Origin of the sequence: Azospirillum sp. Sh1 (genome assembly GCF_008365135.1) — a bacterium.
Lineage (GTDB): Bacteria > Pseudomonadota > Alphaproteobacteria > Azospirillales > Azospirillaceae > Azospirillum > Azospirillum oryzae.
The window spans coordinates 11,573-30,432 of the sequence record NZ_VTTK01000010.1 but is presented as its reverse complement, the minus strand read 5'-3'; the positions used below and the strand labels follow the sequence as shown (position 1 = coordinate 30,432).

17 protein-coding genes and 1 tRNA gene are annotated in these 18,860 nt (G+C 67.2%); 6 read left to right on the top strand and 12 right to left on the bottom strand.

Translation table 11 applies throughout. The features are described from left to right. Positions 1-142 precede the first annotated feature (142 nt). A complete protein-coding gene (locus FZ029_RS12420; RefSeq protein ID WP_149267649.1) occupies positions 143-550 on the top strand; it encodes a 3TM-type holin in 408 nt (135 codons plus the stop codon). A 20-nt stretch (positions 551-570) separates the two neighbouring features. After that, positions 571-1,260, top strand: coding sequence for a hypothetical protein (locus FZ029_RS12415; RefSeq protein WP_149269522.1), 690 nt, complete (start codon positions 571-573; stop codon positions 1,258-1,260). Here the strand turns inward: FZ029_RS12415 and FZ029_RS12410 are convergent. From FZ029_RS12410 to FZ029_RS12400, 3 genes are read right to left on the bottom strand one after another with little or no spacing between them, the layout of a single operon-like run. After that, complete coding sequence (locus FZ029_RS12410) at positions 1,253-2,098, bottom strand: transporter substrate-binding domain-containing protein (protein WP_149269521.1); 846 nt, start codon at positions 2,096-2,098, stop codon at positions 1,253-1,255. The two genes, FZ029_RS12415 and FZ029_RS12410, sit on opposite strands and share 8 nt — an antisense overlap. A 13-nt stretch (positions 2,099-2,111) precedes the next feature. Then, positions 2,112-2,624 (bottom strand): hypothetical protein, encoded by a 513-nt coding sequence (locus FZ029_RS12405; RefSeq protein ID WP_149269520.1) that lies wholly within the window; start codon positions 2,622-2,624, stop codon positions 2,112-2,114. Beyond that, the gene (locus FZ029_RS12400; RefSeq protein WP_149269519.1) at positions 2,621-3,940 is read right to left on the bottom strand and encodes a hypothetical protein; all 1,320 of its coding nucleotides are present in this window, start codon (positions 3,938-3,940) and stop codon (positions 2,621-2,623) included. Before FZ029_RS12400 ends, FZ029_RS12405 begins: the two co-directional genes overlap by 4 nt. A gap of 268 nt (positions 3,941-4,208) precedes the next feature. Here FZ029_RS12400 and FZ029_RS12395 point away from each other — a divergent pair, with 268 nt between their 5' ends. Next, a complete protein-coding gene (locus FZ029_RS12395; RefSeq protein WP_149269518.1) occupies positions 4,209-4,478 on the top strand; it encodes a helix-turn-helix transcriptional regulator in 270 nt (89 codons plus the stop codon). Positions 4,479-4,603: 125 nt separating this feature from the next. On the opposite strand, the gene FZ029_RS12390 is transcribed toward FZ029_RS12395, so the two are convergent. The 8 genes from FZ029_RS12390 to FZ029_RS12355 all read right to left on the bottom strand — a co-directional run bounded on the left by FZ029_RS12390 (position 4,604) and on the right by FZ029_RS12355 (position 14,667). Beyond that, positions 4,604-5,056 (bottom strand): hypothetical protein, encoded by a 453-nt coding sequence (locus tag FZ029_RS12390; RefSeq protein WP_149269517.1) that lies wholly within the window; start codon positions 5,054-5,056, stop codon positions 4,604-4,606. Then, positions 5,056-6,132, bottom strand: coding sequence for a hypothetical protein (locus tag FZ029_RS12385; RefSeq protein ID WP_149269516.1), 1,077 nt, complete (start codon positions 6,130-6,132; stop codon positions 5,056-5,058). The genes FZ029_RS12390 and FZ029_RS12385 overlap by 1 nt, the downstream gene beginning before the upstream one ends. 350 nt (positions 6,133-6,482) lie before the next feature. Beyond that, positions 6,483-7,346, bottom strand: a complete 864-nt coding sequence (locus FZ029_RS12380; RefSeq protein ID WP_188051914.1) for a DMT family transporter — start codon at positions 7,344-7,346, stop codon at positions 6,483-6,485. Positions 7,347-7,669: 323 nt separating this feature from the next. Next, positions 7,670-7,744 (bottom strand) — tRNA-Gln (locus FZ029_RS12375). 120 nt (positions 7,745-7,864) lie between these two features. Next, complete coding sequence (locus FZ029_RS12370; protein ID WP_149269514.1) at positions 7,865-9,970, bottom strand: glutamine amidotransferase; 2,106 nt, start codon at positions 9,968-9,970, stop codon at positions 7,865-7,867. Further along, on the bottom strand, positions 9,971-12,694 hold the full coding sequence (locus FZ029_RS12365; protein ID WP_149269513.1) for a DUF4159 domain-containing protein: 2,724 nt from the start codon (positions 12,692-12,694) through the stop codon (positions 9,971-9,973). 69 nt (positions 12,695-12,763) lie between these two features. Continuing rightward, positions 12,764-13,681: a DUF58 domain-containing protein gene (locus tag FZ029_RS12360; RefSeq protein WP_149269512.1), complete on the bottom strand. Its 918-nt coding sequence runs from the start codon at positions 13,679-13,681 to the stop codon at positions 12,764-12,766. 20 nt (positions 13,682-13,701) lie between these two features. Next, complete coding sequence (locus tag FZ029_RS12355) at positions 13,702-14,667, bottom strand: MoxR family ATPase (RefSeq protein WP_149197646.1); 966 nt, start codon at positions 14,665-14,667, stop codon at positions 13,702-13,704. A gap of 281 nt (positions 14,668-14,948) precedes the next feature. Here FZ029_RS12355 and FZ029_RS12350 point away from each other — a divergent pair, with 281 nt between their 5' ends. From FZ029_RS12350 to FZ029_RS12340, 3 genes are read left to right on the top strand one after another with little or no spacing between them, the layout of a single operon-like run. After that, on the top strand, positions 14,949-15,563 hold the full coding sequence (locus FZ029_RS12350) for a DUF1285 domain-containing protein (protein WP_247892285.1): 615 nt from the start codon (positions 14,949-14,951) through the stop codon (positions 15,561-15,563). A 32-nt stretch (positions 15,564-15,595) separates the two neighbouring features. After that, complete coding sequence (locus tag FZ029_RS12345) at positions 15,596-16,234, top strand: CoA pyrophosphatase (protein ID WP_149269510.1); 639 nt, start codon at positions 15,596-15,598, stop codon at positions 16,232-16,234. Between the two features lie 57 nt (positions 16,235-16,291). Then, a complete protein-coding gene (locus tag FZ029_RS12340; RefSeq protein WP_149269509.1) occupies positions 16,292-17,581 on the top strand; it encodes a CCA tRNA nucleotidyltransferase in 1,290 nt (429 codons plus the stop codon). Here FZ029_RS12340 and FZ029_RS12335 read toward each other — a convergent pair. Beyond that, positions 17,557-18,771, bottom strand: coding sequence for a DUF2252 family protein (locus FZ029_RS12335; protein ID WP_149269508.1), 1,215 nt, complete (start codon positions 18,769-18,771; stop codon positions 17,557-17,559). The two genes, FZ029_RS12340 and FZ029_RS12335, sit on opposite strands and share 25 nt — an antisense overlap. Between the last annotated feature and the right edge of the window lie 89 nt (positions 18,772-18,860).

The following is an 18,860-nucleotide window of genomic DNA, read 5'->3' as shown; positions in this document are numbered from 1 at the left end:
GTCGCCAACATAGCAAGTCATTGAAAATCCTTGTGATACCGCTTGTCGGTCTGGTGCTTCTATCGCCGTCCCGGCCGTCGCTGATCTGCCAGTAACGCCCGCCATCCCCGGCGGGCTTTTTCATGCCCGAAAGGAGGCACCCATGGCTGTAGCCATCCCCCTCATCACCGCCCTGACGCCCGTCATTGCCGACCTGATCGACAAAATCCCGGACCCCGACGCCAAGGCGAAGGCCACCGCCGCGGCGAATGCGCAGTTGGTGGCCATGCTCCAGGCCGGCGACACGGCGCAGCTCGGCGTCAATGCAGCAGAGGCCGCCAACCCCAACCTGTTCGTCTCCGGCTGGCGGCCGGCGGCCGGCTGGGTATGCGTTCTCGGCTTGCTCGTCCAGACCGTCGGCTATCCGCTGATGGGGTGGGCACTGTCGATGTGGTCGCCTGGCACGCCCATGCCGCAGATCGACACCAGCACGCTGATGGGGCTGTTGGTGCCGATGCTGGGCTTGGGAGCCTACCGGAGCTACGAGAAGGCGAAGGGGGTGGCGCGGTGATGCGGCGACTGATCGAGACAATGCCCCTGAACGATAGCCCGCACGGACCGGTGCTGCGCTCAGCCAGGGACGCCCTGTGCGCGGCCGGGCTGGCGGCCGGCGTCACGCTGGTGCTGGTCGAGGAATGGGGGGCGCTGGCGGAGCTGAACGACCGGCACCGTGGCGAATGGTTCCCGCTCTTGCCCCGGCCATCGGCGACGCCGTCCTTCTGGGTGGCCGCGGTCGATGCTGACGGCGAGTTCGTCGCCACCCACGGGGTGGTGCTGCTCGACTGCTCGGCGGCCAGCTTCGGCGCGCGGGTCGGAGACCTGACGGCGTTCCATGATCCTGGTGCTGCTCCGGTGGGGGAGTTCGGGTTCTGCGCCTCGCCAGCGGCGCAGGAGACGCGCGGGGCGGTGGCCTGGATCGTCGCCGGCTGGAACCGGCCGGACTGGCGCGGGCGCGGGCTGTTCCACCTGCTGGGTGCCGTGGCGCGTCTGGTGGCCCTGGATCGGTGGTCGCCACGCTGGGTGGTCGGGCTGGTCGATCCGGAATCTGTGCCGGTGTGGGTGCGCCGCTGCGCCGGTCGGGCGCTGCTGGAGCCCCTGCCCGCGGTGCTCTTCCAGCAGGCGGGCGTCGGGCGGCTGCCCCTCCACTTCATGCGCTGGTCACGGGATGCGGTGGTGCTCGATCTGAAGGATGCGACCTGCCGCGCCCTCGCGCCTACCTGACAGACAGGTCGTAGCCGAACCAGCGGGCTGACAAGCGAGCGGTGGTCCCATCCTCGCCCGCGCTGGATACGGCCTGAGTGAAGCGGGCAGACAGCTGGTCGCCTTTCCGGACGGCGACAGCCACGCCGCCGCCCAGCACGCCACCACTGAAGGCGGGGCCGGCCGGTATCAGGTTCCCGCCGGCGGCTCGCAGGGCCTCGATCGACGTCCGGGCCGTCAGCATCGCATCAACACGGCCGGCGGAGAGGTCCAGGGCGGCGGCGTCCACCGTCTCGTAGAAGCGCAGCCGGACGCGGGGGAACCGCGTCTCCAGCATGTGGGCGTGGATGGTCGAGGCCTGCACGGCGATCACCTTCCCGTCCAGGGCGTGCGCGGCGATGTCGGCGATATGCTGGCCGGCTTGGGAAGAGATGTCGGCACGCTCCACATCCGGCAGTGCGCCGACAAGATCGGAACCCGGCCGGACAGCGAACACCGCGGGGTCGGCGGCATAGGCGGCGCTGAAGTCGACCATCGAGGCGCGCTCGGCAGTGACGGTGACGCCCGCCATCACGGCATCATACTGGCCCTGCTGCAGGCCGGGCAGGATGCCGGTCCAGTCCTGTGCGACGATGGCGCAGCGGACCCGCATCCGGCGGCACAGGTCCTGTGCGAGGTCGACCTCGAACCCGACCAACTTGCCGTCGGCCGTGGTGGCGTTCCACGGGGCGAAGGCGCCCTCGGTGGCGATCCGCAGCACCGGCTCCGGCTCCGGCTGCTGGTTGGCGAAGGAAGCGGCGCCGGCGGCGGCCATGGTGACGATGGACAGGCCAGCGGCGATCAGGGCGAAGCGAGACATGAGCGGGCTCTCCTCAATGGACGGTGGCGACATCGACGGCGGACAGGACGGCGCGGCGGCCCCGATCCTCCCACCCATAAAGCGCATGGGTGTAGACGAAGGGCCGGCCGACGCCCGAGACGGTCACCCGGTTGAAGACCGCCTCGCCCGCGCCGATGCTCTCGGCATACTGCGCCCCGATGCTGTGGGCGAACTCGACATGCGGATCCGCCTCGTCGGGCTGGTTGATGACGGCCCGGCCCCAGGCGCGGCCGAGAACCGACAGGGTCGGCACCCCCAGGTGCCGAAAGCACAGCGGTTCGGCCGGCCCGGCGCTGGACAGAAAGGTGCAGCGGTCCATCAGACCAGCGCGCTTCAGGAAGGCGGGCAGGGAGGGCGTCAGCACGCGCTGGCGCCGGCACTCCGCCACGATGGTGCGCTGCCAGTCCGTCGCCTCGGCCAGTGTCAGGCGGACGATGGTGGTCTCCGGCGGGATGGTGGGGCGCTGGGCGCCCCGGTCCTGGGTGGGGAAGGCAAGGATGGTCATGCGGCGCGCTCCAGTTTCAGGGCCTCCACCGCGGCGGCATAGGCCGCCTGGAACTGCGCCGGGGTGATGCCGGCGGCGCTGGCGCCGGCGTCGACCATGCGGCTGGTCGGCTCCAGCGGCAGGGCCAGCGTGGCGGGCGCCTCGGCCTCGAAAGCGGCAACCGTGTCGGCGAAGGCGTCGGCGTCCTGGTGCTGGTCGTTGGCAATGGCATTGCCATGTTCAGGCGTCAGATCGGCGTGGTGGCCTTCCAGTGGTATTTGCTCGGCATTGCGCCGATATAGCTGCTTCACGCGGTCAACAAGCGTGTTGGAAGCCCTGTAATGAGGACCTTCTTCCGCCTGACCGACCGTCTCGAATAGGATGTCCTGAAGATTGCCAGTGGGGCTACCATGCTCCAGGTGAAGCATGATGCAGACCTGGGCCGCCAACCCTTCCATGGTCACCGGTTCGTATTTTATAACTTCGAGCGCGACTTCGTCAGCCTGATCGATCAGACGGGCAGTTTCATCTTCGTCATCCGTCGCGTGGACGGCCCGCATCAGCTGCTCAAATCGCGAGCACGCGGCGAAGATCCCGGCGTCCTTCTCAGTGGGTTGACCGGCGTCCGCATGCGCCGGGACAGTCGCTTTGGCACTCCCCGCGAATCGGTGCAGGAATGCCGCCACCCGACGCACAGCGGGTATATCCCGGCTGAGTTTTGCAGACGCATCGATCGGGAACATCGTGTCGAGAATCGACGCGGCGTCCAGCACGGACCGCGGCTCCTCCGCAATCACGATCTCTTCCAGCCTGATCAACTCGGCGTGGATTTCGTTCACTCGGTCCTCGGTAGGTGCTGAAGTCGGGGAGTTGGCCTCTGCAATCAGGTCAGCCGCCCTCCGGCTCGCTTCGGCAATGGTTATGCCGAGCGTCGGAATGGTGGTGCTGGTGACCGGCTGCAGGTCATTCAGGACCTCCGGGAGAAGCTCCCTAAGGAAATCCCTAACTCGACAGAGTGCCCCGTAATCGGCTCTTGTAAGGCCAGCTTCGGGGGGCGCCAGGATCGTGCTCAGCATCGCTGTGGCATCCGGCAAGGTTTGCGGCGTCGCACCGATCACCGCCTCCGTCAGTGCCTGGAATTTGGAAGAGGCGTCGCGATATTCCTGATCGGACAGCTGATCGTCTTGCATCAGAGAATAGATGCTGACGGCTTGAATGCTTGCCTCAGCGATTGATGCGCTGACACTTTGGAGTGCGGTGTTGCTGGTCAGGCTCTCGCGCAGCGACAAGCGCTTGCGCTCCCCGGTGGGGGCGGTATCTTCGGTTTCGGTCTTCATGGTTTTACGGTTTCCATGGGGGTCGAAGCGCGGTCCCGCAATGCAGGGCCGTCACAGGCGCTCGGCTGTTCCAGCAGCCGGGCGCCTTTCTATTGCTGGACCTTTCCTAGGCCGCCGCCTTGAAAGCGGTCGGCACACACAGGCGGTCCAGCGCCAGCAACCGTGATCCCGGTTTCCATCCAATGCACTTCAGAAAACCCCTTGTGCTGCGTTATACCCAAAACGTATATTTCTACCGCGATTGCGTCAACCCTTTTTGGGCAGTTCTATGCAAAATGATAATTTCACCCCTGAGCAATGTCGTGCCGCTCGCGGTCTGCTCGGCTGGAGCATTGGCGACCTGTGCGAAAGGACAGGTACCACTCGCAAGACGGTGTCTGACTTCGAGAATGGAAAAACCGCTCCACAGCCAAGAACCGTGCGCGATATTCTCGATGCATTCGAGAAAGCAGGCGTTGAGTTTATTGGTAGAAACGCTCCTTCTCTAACCGGTGGACCTGGGGTTCGATTGAAATCAATCGAGCCACAGCACGCATAACATTTGCCCTGACAGGCCTGGAAAGCCGGTTGCTGGTGGGCATGGACACGGATTCGGAGTGAAATGGCCGGACAGGTGAATGGGTATCGAGCCGATACGCCATTTCCTGCCCGGCCCCGATCACGTCATGCGAGCGCGGTCGCTGCCACTCCGAGCGGCGTCTCGTCCGGAAGCTCGGGCTCTCGGTAGCAGTCAGCGCCGGCCATCATGCCTTCGGCGTAGGGGTTCATTGGCATCTGGTCCCCATAGGGCACCAGGGCTCGAGTCGCTTGATAGGCGGCCTCGTATGCCGGCGTCCCATAGACGCCCGGCTCGTGATCGACGATTCGGCCAAAGCACACCATGCAGTCGGCATAGTAGGCGGCCGGGCGGAGCATGTGGGCATGCCACGCCTCGTCCACGGATCGCGTCGGAACGAGATGCGCTTTCGGATGCGCGGCGATGGTCTCCAGGAACAGGCGGTAGTTCTCCACGGCACTTTCGGCGGCTTCGGGACTCCATCCCTGACGGACCAAGTCGGACGCGATGGTCGAGAGGTTCAGCGCCTTGATGTTGCGCTGTGAGTCGGCGAAATTCATCAATGGTCCCCATTTGCTTCGCCGCGCGTCCGGGCGGCTCCGGTGATCGCCCCGAGGACAGCAACCCAGCGCGCCAGGCCGGTCTGACCTCTGTTGGCGAGTTGGCCGCGATCGAGCTTTCGCAAGATCGCCTTAACCTGATCTCGTCCGGTGCTGGGCTTCTTGCCCAACTCGCGGGTGATGTCGTCGCTGGTCAGCCCATTTCCGATCATGGCTGCCATTCCAGCTTCCGCGGGGGTTAGGCCGAAATCTCTCCGGAGCACGCTCGCTACCGAAGCCGCATCGAGACGAGGAGGCGCAACCACGACCACTGCTGTCGACGAACCCTTGGACCCGGTGGATACGGACAGGGTATGGAAGATGCCGGGGGTACTGCCCCGAATGTTAACGGTGGCGGTACGTGATGGCAGCTCGTTCACGCATGCCATGATGGTGAGACGCTTGAGAAGCTGCTGGTCATCCTGGCGCAGCGCTGTCAACCGGCCATGTTCATCGAGCTGAAGCCCGTCCTCACGATCGAGAAGATCGTCCATAGCGGCGTTGCGGTGCTTGATCTTGGAGTCCGGCCCGACCACTGCGATGCCGAAGGCCAAGCAATCCAGAGCGGCCGCACGCTGCTCTGCTTCGTTCCGTTGTTTAATGGCCTCCATCAAGCCCAGCGTTGGCGTTCCATCTGCGAAGAAGTGCTGAAGTCCGGCGCTTGTTGGTTCCACGCGAAGTTGAGCATTGAGGCCTGATGGAAGCCGTACATGCGTGCAGATCAGGTTCACCGGATAGCGGCGCACGAATTCAAGGCGCTCACCCCTTCGGCGCATCTGCGCAAACGAAAGCTGCACCTCGATATCATCAGGTACCGGCAAGCCCTGGGTCGCCCCGTATTCCCATGTACGGCGCAGCATCGACTCGAAGGTGTGTGGGACGGTGTAGTCGAAGAACGGGTAGAGGCGTCGCTTTCCTTCGTTCGCATAGATCAGGCGATCCGCGTCGTCGAAGATGGCGAATGACGCTCTGAGGCGAGAAGCCATCACGGCCATGTCTACGAAGGGACTGGGAACGTCCCACGTGAGGTATTCCATCTGGCTCTCGAAACTTCGTTACGTTGATCAACCTCGTGCCAAGGAACGTAACAAAGGCCTATCAAGCTGGAACATCCCCCACGTAGGGGATGAAATGAAGTCTCCCCCTATTCGCGACCTAGAATGGGCTTACGATAAAGATGCGGAGCGCACTAACTCATTGAAGACAAAAGAACCTTAGGAAAACCGAATTGAGAGAAATATTTAATGCTATAGCATCGATACAAATATGTTCCTTAATCCATCTAAGGAATATCCTGATATGTCTTCGCTCTTCTTTGTATCTCTGGAGATAATGCCTGTCTCTGCCCACGACAGAATCAATCCGAAATGCTCGCGAATCGGGACGCTCATCGTGGAGTGGCGGCACGGATGACGTACAGAGAAGAGAGGATGATCAAGGTGGAGCCCACCACGGCGTGCGCAGTCGGTATCTCCCCCCACAGAAAAAAGCCAGCGGTCAGTGCAAGAGGAACGTCAGCCAGGGAAAGCGGCGCCAACCGCGACGGGGTTTCAAGCTGGTATCCTCTCACGGTTGCCCATTGAGCGAAACCGCTGAGCAGCGCCATGCCGGCCAGCAGGCCTAGGTCTTGGGCTGGTGGAACGATTGCAACGGAGGCCGCCGGAACAGCGACGAATGAAGAAATCAGCACCGCGGACACGGCCACCACCACGGACGGGGAGTTCGTCATGCCCAACCGGCGCATGCAGACATGCGACCCAGCGCCGGCGATAGCAGCGATCGGAAGGGCCAGGACGTCGATGTTGAACTCCGGTGTCCCGATGGTAGACAGCTTCGGCCAAAGCGCCACGACGCCGCCGGTGATGCCCAGCGCCACGGCCGCCCAGGTTCCAAGCCCAGCCCGCTCTCCAAGGATCACCCTGGTCAAAGGGATGACGAGGGCTGAACGCAGATACATGAAGGTTGTCACCAACGCGATTGGCAGGGTCGCATAGGAATGGACCAAGGCCATCAGGGACACCGCCCCGACAACGGCTCGAACGACATGCCAGAGAGGGTCGCGAAGCTCCCGGAGGTGCATGAAGGCACGCCATGCCACCAGCAGCATGACCAGCCCGCCGGCCGACCTGAAAAGCGCCATCTCCAAGGGGGGCAGCTTCTGCGACAGGTGGCGGATCAGGATGTTGGCAAGCATAAAAGCGATGGCAGAGAGCAGGATCCACAGCCCGCCTATGGTGGTGCTACGCGACATGCTTTCTTCTCCGAGGTTGGCGGGAAGAACCCCATACCAACACACGAAGGCTTCGGGCAACCGCTCTCGCATACGTTCGTCCGGCCGGCTCATGTGGGCAGCGCCAGAACCTGCAGACAGGCCGGCAGCCGGCAGATCGGTCCGAGTCGGGCACAAGAACGGGTAGCGAACAAAACCACTGCGGCATGTTGCAAGCGTGTTGCGTGGAAAAACCGTCAACAGCTTGAAAAGCGCGGAAACGCTTGTGATTAGGTGAAACCTCATGCAACACAAAAGCCCCGCCGTTGAGCGGGGCTAAGTCATTGATTTTATTCAGGAAAAGTTGGCTGGGGCGCCAGGATTCGAACCTGGGAATGGCGGTACCAAAAACCGCTGCCTTACCACTTGGCGACGCCCCAACCGGCGCGGCGATCACTCGTATCGCCGGAAGGAGCGGCACCATAATCGGAAGCCCGGCTGAACGCAACAGGCTGTTTTCAGAAAATTTTTCCCGTCAAATCAGACAACCGGAAGACCGTTCAGCGACCTTCCCGGCGCCATGCCATCAGCAGTCCGCCCAGAACCAGGGCCAGCACCGCACCCACCGGCAGAAGCGGGACATCGGTCACTCCGGTCACCGTATAGTCGCCGTTGGCACGCAGGCCGATCCAGCCGGAACCGGTCTGGCTGCGGTCGGGCTGCGTGCGGCGCACATCGATTCCAGGGTTGGGGCCGCTGTCGGTGTCGGTCACCCAATGGATGCCGCCGCCGGTCACCTCGGCCACCGGCTTCATGCGGTCGCCGGTGGAACGGACGTCGGCCAGCTCCGGCGTGTTCACCGCGCCGACCACGGCCAGCGTCGTCCGTTCCCCGTCGGAGATGCGGTAGATGCCGGGAGCGGCCGCGGTCACCGTGGCGATGGCGCGGCCGGTGCGGTCGTCGGTCAGTTGCAATGTGCTGGTCCGATCCGACGGGTCGGTGATGGTGACCGCGCGCGGATCCGGGGTGAGGGAGCGGCGTTCGACCGTGATGCGGTTGCCGTCGACATGGGCACGCAGGTCGTTCTCCTCCAGTTCCGGCTCCTTCATCAGCCAATGGGCGAGGCGGCGCAGAAGCTCCGCCTGCGGCCCGCCGCCTTCGAAGCCGCGGCTCCACAGCCAGATCTGGTCGGAGGCGAGCTGGGCCACCCGGCCCTTGCCGACGCGGTCGAGCACCAGAAGGGGGCGATTCTCGGCACCCTGCATCACCACCGTGCCGTTGTTCGGCGTCACATCGACCTGATGGAACCAGCGGCCCCAGGTCGGCGGAGCGTCCAGCCGGTCTCCGGGCAGCCCGGCGGTCACCGGATGGCGGCGGCCGACGTCGGTGATGGTCGGCAGGAAGGGACGGTCGACCGTCTGGCCGCTGGGGGCCGCCGGCAGGATCGAGCCCAGCGGCGTGCGGTATAGCGACAGCGGACCGGCATAGCCCTGGCCGGAGGTCTCCAGCAGGGCGCCGCCCTTGCGGACATAGTCGGCGATGTTCTCCAGATACATCTGCGGCAGCACGCCACGTCGGCGGTAGCGGTCGAAAATGATCAGGTCGAACTCGTCCAGCTTCACCTCGAACAGCTCGCGGATCGGGAAGGCGATCAGCGACAGCTCGCGGATCGGCGTGCCGTCCTGCTTTTCCGGCGGGCGCAGGATGGTGAAATGGACCAGATCGACCGCCGGGTCGGCCTTCAGCAGGTTGCGCCATGTGCGCTCGCCGGCATGGGGCTCGCCGGAAACCAGCAGGACGCGCAGCCGGTCGCGCACGCCGTTGACCACCACCGCGGCGCGGTTGTTGGCGAGCGTCAGCTCCTGCTTCGCCGGCTCGACCTCAAGCTCAAGGACATTCTGGCCGCCATGGGTGACGGGGAGGTCGACGCGCACGTCGCGGCCGACCGGCACGCGGATGGTGCCCGGCGTGCCGCCATCCTGGCGCAGCGTCACCGCGGCATCGGCGGACTGGTGGCCGGGCATGTCATCGACGCGGATGGTCAATTCCACCGGCTTGCCGACGATGCCGTAGTTCGGCGCCTGCACGATGGCGATGCGGCGGTCGCCCTCGTCGCGGTCGCCGGTCAGCAGGGTGTGGATCGGGCCGATGTCGGCCAGCTTGCCGGGCACCTGCGGGACGTCGTGCACCTGACCGTCGGTGATGAAGACGGCACCGGCCATGCGGCGGCGCGGCACGTCGGCCATGGCGCGGTTCAGCGCGTCGAACAGGTGCGTCTCGTTGATCGAGCCGCCGTTCTCCGCACCCTCCGTGCTGCGGACGACGCGCACCTCCAGGTCGTTGAAGCGCTTCAACCGCTCGGTCAGCTCTTCCGCCGCGCGTTCGGTGCGGGCACGGCGGTCGCCGATGGCCTGGCTCGGCGAATCGTCGATCACCACGACGGCGACGTCCTTGATCGGGTCGCGTTTTTCCTGCACCAGCGAAGGGTTGATGAGCGCGAGCGCCAGAACCGCCACCGCCAGCAGGCGCAGCCATGTCCCGCGCGCCCGGCGCAGCGCCGCGACCAGCACCACGAGAAGGGCGAAGCCGATCAGGACGCCCAGCACCGGCCAGGGCAGCAGCGGCGCCAGCGCCACGGAAAGTCCGGAGAGCAGATCGACGGGCATTTACTGGCCGAGCCTTTCCAGGATGGCGGGCACATGGACCTGATCGGCCTTGTAGTTGCCGGTCAGCGCGTACATCACGAGGTTGACGCCGAAGCGATAGGCCATCTCGCGCTGGCGCTCACCGCCGGGGATCACGGCGAACAGGGGCTGGCCGTTGCGGCCGACCGCCCAGGCCGACGCCCAGTCGTTGCCGCCGATGACGACGGAGGACACGCCGTCATTGGCCATCCCCTCCCGCGCTTCGATCCACAGCTGGCCGCCGGCATAGCGGCCGGGGAAGTCTGACAGCAGGTAGAAGGACTTTCGCAGCACATGGTCCTGCGGCACCGGGGCCAGCGGCGGAATGTCCAGCCCCTCAACCAGGGTCTGCAGCACGGCGGGGCCGCCGCCCGGCGCCTGATCGCGGGTGTCGAACAGGATGGTGCCGCCGTTTCGCATATACTCGTTCACCCGCTGGCGCGCCTGATCGGACAGCGGCTTCTGGCGGTCGGACACCGGCCAGTAGAGCAGGGGATAGAAGGCCAGCTCGTCCTGTTCGGGATCGACGCCGACCGCGCCCGCGGCCTCCACCGCCGTGCGCAGGCCGAGCACGCTGACAAGCCCTTCCAGTCCGGCGCGGGCGGTGTCGTCGATGCTGCTGTCGCCGGTTCGGACATAGGCGAGGTAGGTTTCCTCCGTCACCTTGATCGCCTTGTCCTCATCCAGCGCACGGGCGGACTGCGGGGCCGACGACAGCGCCAGGGCGAGCAGCAGGCCGGCCGCGGCACCCCCGGCGCCGCGGCGCAGGCGCGGCGCGCGCAGCAGGCCGCGCAGGGCCAGCGCGATCAGCAGGTCGATGGACAGCAGGGCGAGCGCTGTCGCCAGCAGCGAGGGCTTCAGCGGAACCTCGCCGCGGGCGCCATAGCCGTCGCGCCCCACCCCGGCCGGCATCGGCGGCAGCGGGTCGATGGAGGTGACGGCGGCGGACAGGTTCAGTGCGCGGCGCGCATCGTCGGTGCCGTAGAAGCCCGGCGGGTGGCGCGGCCCGATCACGTCGGCGGTGGCGTTGCCGGGGATCGGGAAGGCGGTCGACGGCGGCGGAACCAGCCGGCCGGTACCGTCCAGCACCTCCACCGGGTCGAGCGAGGCGGTCGCCGCCGTTCCCGTCACGCCGCCGCTGAGCGCCACCAGACGGCGCAGCATGTCGACGAACAGGCCGGACAGCGGCAGGTTCGACCAGTCCGGGCTGGCGGTGGTGTGGACCAGCACGACCCAGCCGTCGCCGCGCTTCTGCGAAGTGACCAGCGGCGTGCCGTCGGCCAGCCTCGCCCAGGTGCGGTCGGCCAGATCCAGGGCGGGCTCCGCAAGCACCTGCCGGTTTACCTGCACGTCGGGCGGGATGGTCAGCCCCTCGAAGGGCGATTTGGGCGGGAAGGGCTGCAGCCGCGCCGGTTCCGACCAGGACAGGGCACCGCCCAGAGCGCGGTCGCCGATGCGCAGCCGCTCCGGTACCAGCGTATCGGCATGCTGGGCAAGACGCGGGCCGGCGAAGCGGATCAGGACGCCGCCCTTCTTCACCCAATCCTCGATGTCCTGCACCTCGGTGCCGGTCAGGGCGCCGATGTCGGACAGGATCAGCACGGCCAGATCGCGTTTCAGCAGGTCCAGCGTCTCGCCGCGCCGCACCTCGTTGTAGGGGGACAGCGCGCGTTCGAGGTAATAGAGGTCGGACAGCAGCGGCTGGCTTTCCCCCTCCGACCGGCCGGAAACGAGACCAACGGGACGGCGGCGCCAGCGCTCGTCGAGCAGGACGGTGGCGCCGGCGGTGGTATCGCCCTCCACCCGCAGGCTGGCGGCGTCGTTGCGCAGTTCGGTTGGCACGTCCAGCCGCACCTCGCGAACCTTCTGGCCGGCTTCGAAAGCGACCGTCTGGCGGGTCAGCATCCGGCCGTCGGTGGCGGCAAGGCGGATGGTCACCGGCCCCGGCCGGGACGGGTCGGCGCGGACAATGCGGGCGGTCAGGGCGGTGCCCTCGCTGGACGGCGGAAGAAGCAGGTGGGGCGGATGCTCGGCGGAATCGTCGAGGACGTCGGCGGACCCCAGCCGCTGCAATCCCGCGGCCAGTGCGGCGGCTTGGTTGTCGCCGATGCCGTCGCTGAGCCATACCGCATGGATCGAGCCGCGGCCCGCGGCCTGCGTCGCAACCGTCTTGAGTGCCTCCAGTGCCGCCGCGCGGTCGGTCGGCCAGGGCAGGGGGACCATCGCCTGGGCCAGACGGCGCGCCTCCTGCGCCGGGACGATGGCGCTGGCATGGATCGGCTGACCGTCGGCCGGCGGGGCGGTGGACAGCAGGATCACCGGGCGCTGCTGGCGGTCGGCCTGGGCGATCAGTTCGTCCATCGTGCGCTTGCGCGTCGGCCAGTCGCGTCCGGCGGCCCAACCATTGTCCACCACCAGCAACAGCGGCCCGCCGCCGGGCAGAGCTGCGCGCGGATTCAGCAGCGGCCCGGCCAGCGCCAGGATGATGAGCGCCGCCACGATCAGCCGCAGCAGCAACAGCCACCAGGGGGTTCGGGCCGGCGTCTCCTCCTGCGCGGTCAGGTCGCGCAGCAGACGGATGGCGGGGAACCGGATGGTGCGCGGCGCCGGCGGCGTGACGCGCAGCAGCCACCACAGAACCGGCAGGGCTGCCAGTGCGGTCAAGACCCAGGGGGCGGCGAAGGCGATCGGTCCTAGACCCAGCATTGGCGCGTCTTCACAAGGGGAAAGGGCAAGGGGGAAAAGGGTAAGAGGGTGACGTGGTCGGCCGGCGCGTCACACCGCCTCCATCGCCATCGCACCCCATAGGGTGAGCAGCGCGGATTGCGGCGAACGGTCGGTGCGGTGGACGGCGAAGCTCCAGCCGGCGGTGCGGGCCAGTGCCGCCAGCCCGTCCTGCTGGGCCTTCAGCCGCTCGCGGTAGGCTTCGCGGACGGCCTCCACCCGGGGGACCAGAAGGTTCGTTTCACCCTCCATGCCGTGGAAATCGACGCGGCCGTCATAGGGCAGCGTCTCCTCCGCCGGATCGAGGATCTGGACCAGATGGCCGCGCAGGCCACGGCCGGTCAGCCCGGCGACGGTGGCGTGGATCTCCGGCAAGGGGGACAGCAGGTCGCCGAACAGAACCGTCTGGGCATGGCGGGGCAGGGGCTCCACCCGCGGCAGCGGGTCGGGCGCGGCGGCGGCCTGCGGGTCGGTCATCAGCCTGGCGATGCGGTCGATGGCGGTCTTGCCATGGTCGGGGCGCACGCCGCTGTTCAGCAGGGCCACCCGCTCGCCGCCACGGGCCAGCAGGACGGCGGTCGCGAGCGTCAGCAGATCGGCCCGCTCGCGCTTGGTCGGCAGCGCCGAAGCCGAGCGGAAATCCATCGAGGCGGAGCGGTCGCGCCACAGCCAGACGCTCTGCGCCGCCTCCCATTCGTTCTCGCGGACATAGACGGGCTGGGTCTTGGCCGACTGGCGCCAGTCGATCATCGACGGCGCGTCGCCCGGCTGGTAGCGGCGGAACTGCCAGAAGGTCTCGCCCAGACCGACGCGGCGGCGGCCGTGGACGCCCTGGGCGACGGTGGCGGCCACCCGCTCCGCCGCGACCAGAAGCGGCGGCAGGGCGGATGCCAACTCCTCCGCGCGATGGCGCGCCAGCAGGGTGTTCGACAGCTGACTCGTTTGCGGGGAGGCTGGGCTTCGCGGCATTGCGGCTCCGCTGCGGGGGGTCACATCAGGGGGGCGCAGAGGCGGTCGATGACGTCGTCGAGCGTCACCCCATCGGCCCGCGCGGCGAAGTTCAGCGCCATGCGGTGCTTCAGGATCGGCTTGGCGAGCGCCACCACGTCGTCCAGCGACGGCGACAGCCGGCCGTCCAGCACCGCGCGGGCGCGGGCGGCCAGCATCAGCGCCTGACTGGCGCGCGGGCCGGGGCCCCAGGCGACATGCTGGCGCACCTCCATCAGTTCGGAGGTCTCCGGCCGGCCACGGCGGACGAGGTCGAGGATGCCGTCCACCACTCCCTCGCCGACCGGGACGCGGCGGACGAGGCGCTGTGCCGCCTGCAGATCGGCGGCAGACAGCACCGTCACCGCACGCTCGTCGGTCGAGCCGGTGGTGGCGATCATCATCCGCCGCTCGGCCTCACGGTCCGGGTAATCGACGTCGATCTGCATCAGGAAACGGTCGAGCTGGGCTTCCGGCAGCGGATAGGTGCCTTCCTGCTCCAGCGGATTCTGGGTGGCCAGCACGTGGAAGGGCTGGGGCAGCGGATGATATTGGCCGGCGACCGACACCCGGCCTTCCTGCATCGCCTGAAGCAGGGCCGACTGGGTGCGGGGGCTGGCGCGGTTGATCTCGTCCGCCATCAGCAACTGGCTGAACACCGGGCCGGGCAGGAAGCGGAAGGACCGTCGGCCGCTTTCCCCCTCCTCCAGCACTTCGGAGCCCAGGATGTCGGCCGGCATCAGGTCGGGCGTGCATTGGATTCGCTTTTCGGCGAGGCCCAGCACGGTGCCCAGCGTTTCCACCAGCCGCGTCTTGGCAAGGCCGGGAACGCCGATCAGCAGGACATGGCCGCCGGCAAGCAGCGTGACCAGCGTGCGGTCGATCACCTCCTGCTGGCCGAAGATCACGCGGCCGATGCGGTCGCGGACCGAAGCGAGCCGGTCGCCCAGCGCCTCGATCTCCTCCATCAGCCGTTGCGGGTCCTCCGGCACGGGAGGCTGCCCCCTCAGGATGTCCTGTGCGCTCAAGGTCTGCTGCTCCCCGATGATGGGCCGGTCGGTGTCGTCGTCATGGCCACCCTTTGTAAAAGGATGCCGTGACGTGAAACACGGGATCCGCATGGTTGGCCCTGTTCCTGCGCCTTGTCGACACCCATTTTCCGAATCCCGCCGCCGGACATGCTGACCGACGGATGGAGGCGCAAGGACCAACGGGGTGGACCTAACGGTCGAGTGTGGCGAAAATGCGCATGTCCGGGGACAAAACGGCTCCCAACTCCATGAAGGTCGGTAACGCGATGGCGAATGACAAGCGCTCAGATGGGCAAACCGTTTCGGGGACGCCGCCGGAACTGCCGGCCGCGCTGGGCAGGACGCCGACGCTGGAGCAGTACGACATCCGCATTGCGCGCGACGGCACCTGGTTCCACAATGGCGATCCCATCCGCCGTATCGAACTGGCGAAGCTGTTCTCCACCGTCCTGAAGCGCGACGACGACGGCGATTACTGGCTGGTCACGCCGGTCGAACGCGGCAAGATCGTCGTGGAGGACGCTCCCTTCGTCGCGGTGGAGATGACGGTGGCAGGCAGCGGGGCCGATCAGGTCCTGTCCTTCCGTACCAACCTGGACCATTGGGTGGAGGCCGGCCCCGAACACCCGATCCGTGTCGCCGTGAACCCTGAAACCGGGGAGCCGGCACCCTACATCGAAATCAGAAGCCGGCTGGAGGCGCTTATCCTGCGGGCCGTGTTCTACGACATGGTGGAGCGCAGCGACACGCGCCGAACCGAAACCGGCGAGTCCGAGGTGGGTCTATGGAGCAACAAGGTCTTCTTCGCGCTGGGCAAGCTGCCTGGCGACTGAGCCTGGAGGAGGTTCGCCGGCGCTTTCCGGCGATGAGCACCGACGCGGCCGTCGAAAACGCCGTTCATTCGAACCGGGTGCCGCCCAGCGCGGCGACCAAGATCAGGGGCGACCACGACCTCAATCCGGAGATGGGTCCGCCATCCACCCTGCGCGAGGCGGCGGTTCTCGTCCCCCTGGTCGACCGGCCGGAGGAACTGACCGTCATCTTCACCCAGCGCACGGCGACGCTGAGCGCCCATGCCGGCCAGATCAGCTTCCCCGGCGGACGGATGGAGCCGGAGGATGGCGGCCCCGAGGACACCGCGCTTCGCGAGACGGCGGAGGAGATCGGGCTGGAGCGCGCCCGGATCGAGATCGTCGGCCGGCTGGACACCTATGTCACGCGCACCGGGTTCCGGGTGACGCCGGTGGTCGGGGTGGTGACTCCGCCCTTCATGCTGACGCCCGACCCGACCGAGGTGGCGGAGGTGTTTGAGGTGCCGCTGTCCTTCATCCTCGACCCGTCCAACCCGCAACGCCACAGTCGCGAATTCCTGGGCAAGCCGCGCTGGTTCTACGCCTTCCCCTATCCGCAGCGCTACATCTGGGGGGCGACCGCCGGCATGCTGGTGAACCTGCGCGACGTGCTGGGCGCCGCCGCGCGCGAAACGGGCGAGGGGGCGGATTGACGACGCCAAATTGACAACGATGGAACGGGAAACAGGAATCGGATAGCGTCGCGCGCCATGACCGTTGCCGCACGCCTGTCCCCGCAGCCCTGGATGACCGCGCCCGAAAGCCTCGCGGTGTTCGACGCCCTGGCGTCGGGCGGTGCCGACGCGCGATTCGTCGGCGGCTGCGTGCGCGATGCGTGGCTCGGCCGGCCGGTGAAGGACATCGACATCGCCACCCACGCTCCGCCGGAACGGGTGATGGAACTGCTGGAAGGCGCCGGGATCCGCGTCATCCCCACCGGCATCGCCCATGGCACCGTCACCGCGCTGTGCGGCGGCAAGCCCTATGAGATCACCACGCTGCGGCGCGATGTGGAAAACTTCGGCCGCCACGCCCGCGTCGAGTTCACCGACGACTGGATCGAGGACGCCGCCCGCCGCGACCTGACCATGAACGCGCTGAGCTGCACGCCCGACGGCTCCATGTTCGACCCGTTCGGCGGTCTGGCCGATCTTGCCGCCGGCCGCGTCCGCTTCGTCGGCGAGGCGCGGCGGCGGATCGAGGAGGACGTGCTGCGTCTGCTGCGCTTCTTCCGCTTCCATGCCCATTACGGCCGTGGCGAGCCCGATGCCGAGGCGATGGCCGCCTGCCGCGAACTGGCGCCGCGCCTGCCGACCCTGTCGGGCGAGCGGGTGCGGGGGGAGCTGTTCCGACTGCTGACCGCCCCCTGCGCCGCGGCGGTCTGGCGGCTGATGATGGGGCAGGGGATCATGGTCCACCTGCTGCCGGAAGCCATGGACACCGACCGGCTGGAGCGGCTGATCGCGGTGGAGCGCGATCTGGTGGTGACTCCCGATCCGACCCGCCGGCTGGCCGCGGTGCTGGACAGCGACCGGCCGGGCGCTGTGCGGGCCGCCGAGGCGCTGCGCATGTCCAACCACGAGCGCGACCGTCTGCTGGCCATGGTCGAACCGCCGGTCGCACTGGCGCCGGCCCCACTGGTAGCCGCTGGCGACCGCAAGGCCCTGCGACAGGCACTCTACCGCCTTGGCTATGCGGAACTGTTCGGCGACCTGCTGCTGGTCGCTGCGGCCATTCATGACGGTCCGCTGGACCTGACGGCGCTACGCAGGGCGCTGGCGGTGGCCGACGAGCTGCCGGGCTTGAAGCTCCCCATCGCAGGCCGTGACCTCCTGGAAATCGGTATTCCGCGCGGTCCGGCGGTCGGTGGAACGCTGAAGCGGGTGGAGGCGTGGTGGATCGCCGAAGATTTCCGGCCCGACCGCGACGCCTGCCTGGATATGGCGCGCGGCCTGCTGGACCGGGAGATCGAGGATCAGGCGTCCGGGCGCTCGGCGTAGCGGCGGCAGTGCTCCAGATAGGCCGCCTCATGGCCGACGATCAGATCGACGATGCTGGACCACAGCCAGGACGGCGCATCCAGGCTCTTGGTGCGGTTGCGCGCCAGCTCGTTCCGCCATGATTTGCGCGTCGCCTCGTCCATCTGGCGGGCATGCGCCTTGCCGACCACGGCGGCCAGGAAGAAGGCGGCGCGGGTCGCTTCCTCGCGCGTCAGATGGTCGAAGTCGAGCTTGATGTCCTGCGGCAGCAGTTCACGCAGGAAAACCGCGCGGTCGAGCAGGCGGGCAGGGCGCATGCGGTCGCCGAGATAGGGCGAGAGATTCTGCGCCCCCGTCACCACGCGTTCGGCATTGTCGCGAGGCATGCCATTTTTCGTGGCGCGGGGAGCGGCAGCCTGCACCGCCTCCTTGATGTCGATCAGGCTGAGACCGCCCTCATCGTAATGGCCTTCGCCGACGCCGAGCAGCACCGCCACCCGAAGCCGGCCCAGCGAACTGCAGCCCTTGACCCAATAGGCGGCGTCCAGAAGCTCGATCCGGCCATCGTCGTCGCGGGAGTGCAGGGCGGTCACCAGACGGCGCACCTGATCCTTGGCGAACAGATCCTCCACCGCCGCGCGTTCGTCGCCGGTCAGCGGCCAGAAGCGCTTGCCGAGCGGGATGGTCGGGCGGATGTCCTTGATGCGGTCCTTGGCCAGATGCTTCCAGGTGCGACCGATGGCCTGACGCATGCCCACGCGGACGACCGATGGCTTCTTCCGCAGGGTCTCGCCGCCGAGGTCTCCGTCGAGGGTCATCATATAGCCCTCGATCATCTGCTCCAGCATCAGCGCGGTGGTGACGCCGGGCAGATCCGACCCGCGCGCCGCGGTGGCGAGCGACAGGCCGAGGCGGATCAGGTCGTGGGCAGGATTGCCGACCACCGTCTGGTCGACGTCGCGAATCTGGATGTCGATGTTGCCCTTGGCATTGGCGACCGGCCCGAGATTGCCGACGTGACAGTCGCCGCAAATCCAGACCGGCGGCCCGTCCGGCACCTTGCCGCCGGACTGCTCAAGCCATTCGTAGAACTTCACCGTGCTGCCCCGCACATAGGCGTGGGCGGATTCGGCCATCTTGAGGTTGCGACGCTGGGACAGAACCGCCTGACGCTGGTCGGGCAGGGTGGGCTGGTTTTTCGACGACATCATCCATCCGGGTCCGAAGGTGCGATGCCGGAAATGGGTGGTGGAGGTCCGAATTGCCACCCGGCAACAGCGCAAGCCACTGGATGCGTGAT

Coding starts and splice junctions, on each gene's coding strand:
- FZ029_RS12390 (WP_149269517.1), bottom strand. CDS start 5,056: ATGAATTTCGCCGACTCACAGCGCAACATCAAGGCGCTGAACCTCTCG.
- FZ029_RS12410 (WP_149269521.1), bottom strand. CDS start 2,098: ATGTCTCGCTTCGCCCTGATCGCCGCTGGCCTGTCCATCGTCACCATG.
- FZ029_RS12370 (WP_149269514.1), bottom strand. CDS start 9,970: ATGCCCGTCGATCTGCTCTCCGGACTTTCCGTGGCGCTGGCGCCGCTG.
- FZ029_RS12365 (WP_149269513.1), bottom strand. CDS start 12,694: ATGCTGGGTCTAGGACCGATCGCCTTCGCCGCCCCCTGGGTCTTGACC.
- FZ029_RS12380 (WP_188051914.1), bottom strand. CDS start 7,346: ATGTCGCGTAGCACCACCATAGGCGGGCTGTGGATCCTGCTCTCTGCC.
- FZ029_RS12400 (WP_149269519.1), bottom strand. CDS start 3,940: ATGAAGACCGAAACCGAAGATACCGCCCCCACCGGGGAGCGCAAGCGC.
- FZ029_RS12335 (WP_149269508.1), bottom strand. CDS start 18,771: ATGATGTCGTCGAAAAACCAGCCCACCCTGCCCGACCAGCGTCAGGCG.
- FZ029_RS12355 (WP_149197646.1), bottom strand. CDS start 14,667: ATGGAGGAGATCGAGGCGCTGGGCGACCGGCTCGCTTCGGTCCGCGAC.
- FZ029_RS12395 (WP_149269518.1), top strand. CDS start 4,209: ATGCAAAATGATAATTTCACCCCTGAGCAATGTCGTGCCGCTCGCGGT.
- FZ029_RS12405 (WP_149269520.1), bottom strand. CDS start 2,624: ATGACCATCCTTGCCTTCCCCACCCAGGACCGGGGCGCCCAGCGCCCC.
- FZ029_RS12420 (WP_149267649.1), top strand. CDS start 143: ATGGCTGTAGCCATCCCCCTCATCACCGCCCTGACGCCCGTCATTGCC.
- FZ029_RS12345 (WP_149269510.1), top strand. CDS start 15,596: ATGAGCACCGACGCGGCCGTCGAAAACGCCGTTCATTCGAACCGGGTG.
- FZ029_RS12385 (WP_149269516.1), bottom strand. CDS start 6,132: ATGGAATACCTCACGTGGGACGTTCCCAGTCCCTTCGTAGACATGGCC.
- FZ029_RS12350 (WP_247892285.1), top strand. CDS start 14,949: ATGTCCGGGGACAAAACGGCTCCCAACTCCATGAAGGTCGGTAACGCG.
- FZ029_RS12415 (WP_149269522.1), top strand. CDS start 571: ATGCCCCTGAACGATAGCCCGCACGGACCGGTGCTGCGCTCAGCCAGG.
- FZ029_RS12360 (WP_149269512.1), bottom strand. CDS start 13,681: ATGCCGCGAAGCCCAGCCTCCCCGCAAACGAGTCAGCTGTCGAACACC.
- FZ029_RS12340 (WP_149269509.1), top strand. CDS start 16,292: ATGACCGTTGCCGCACGCCTGTCCCCGCAGCCCTGGATGACCGCGCCC.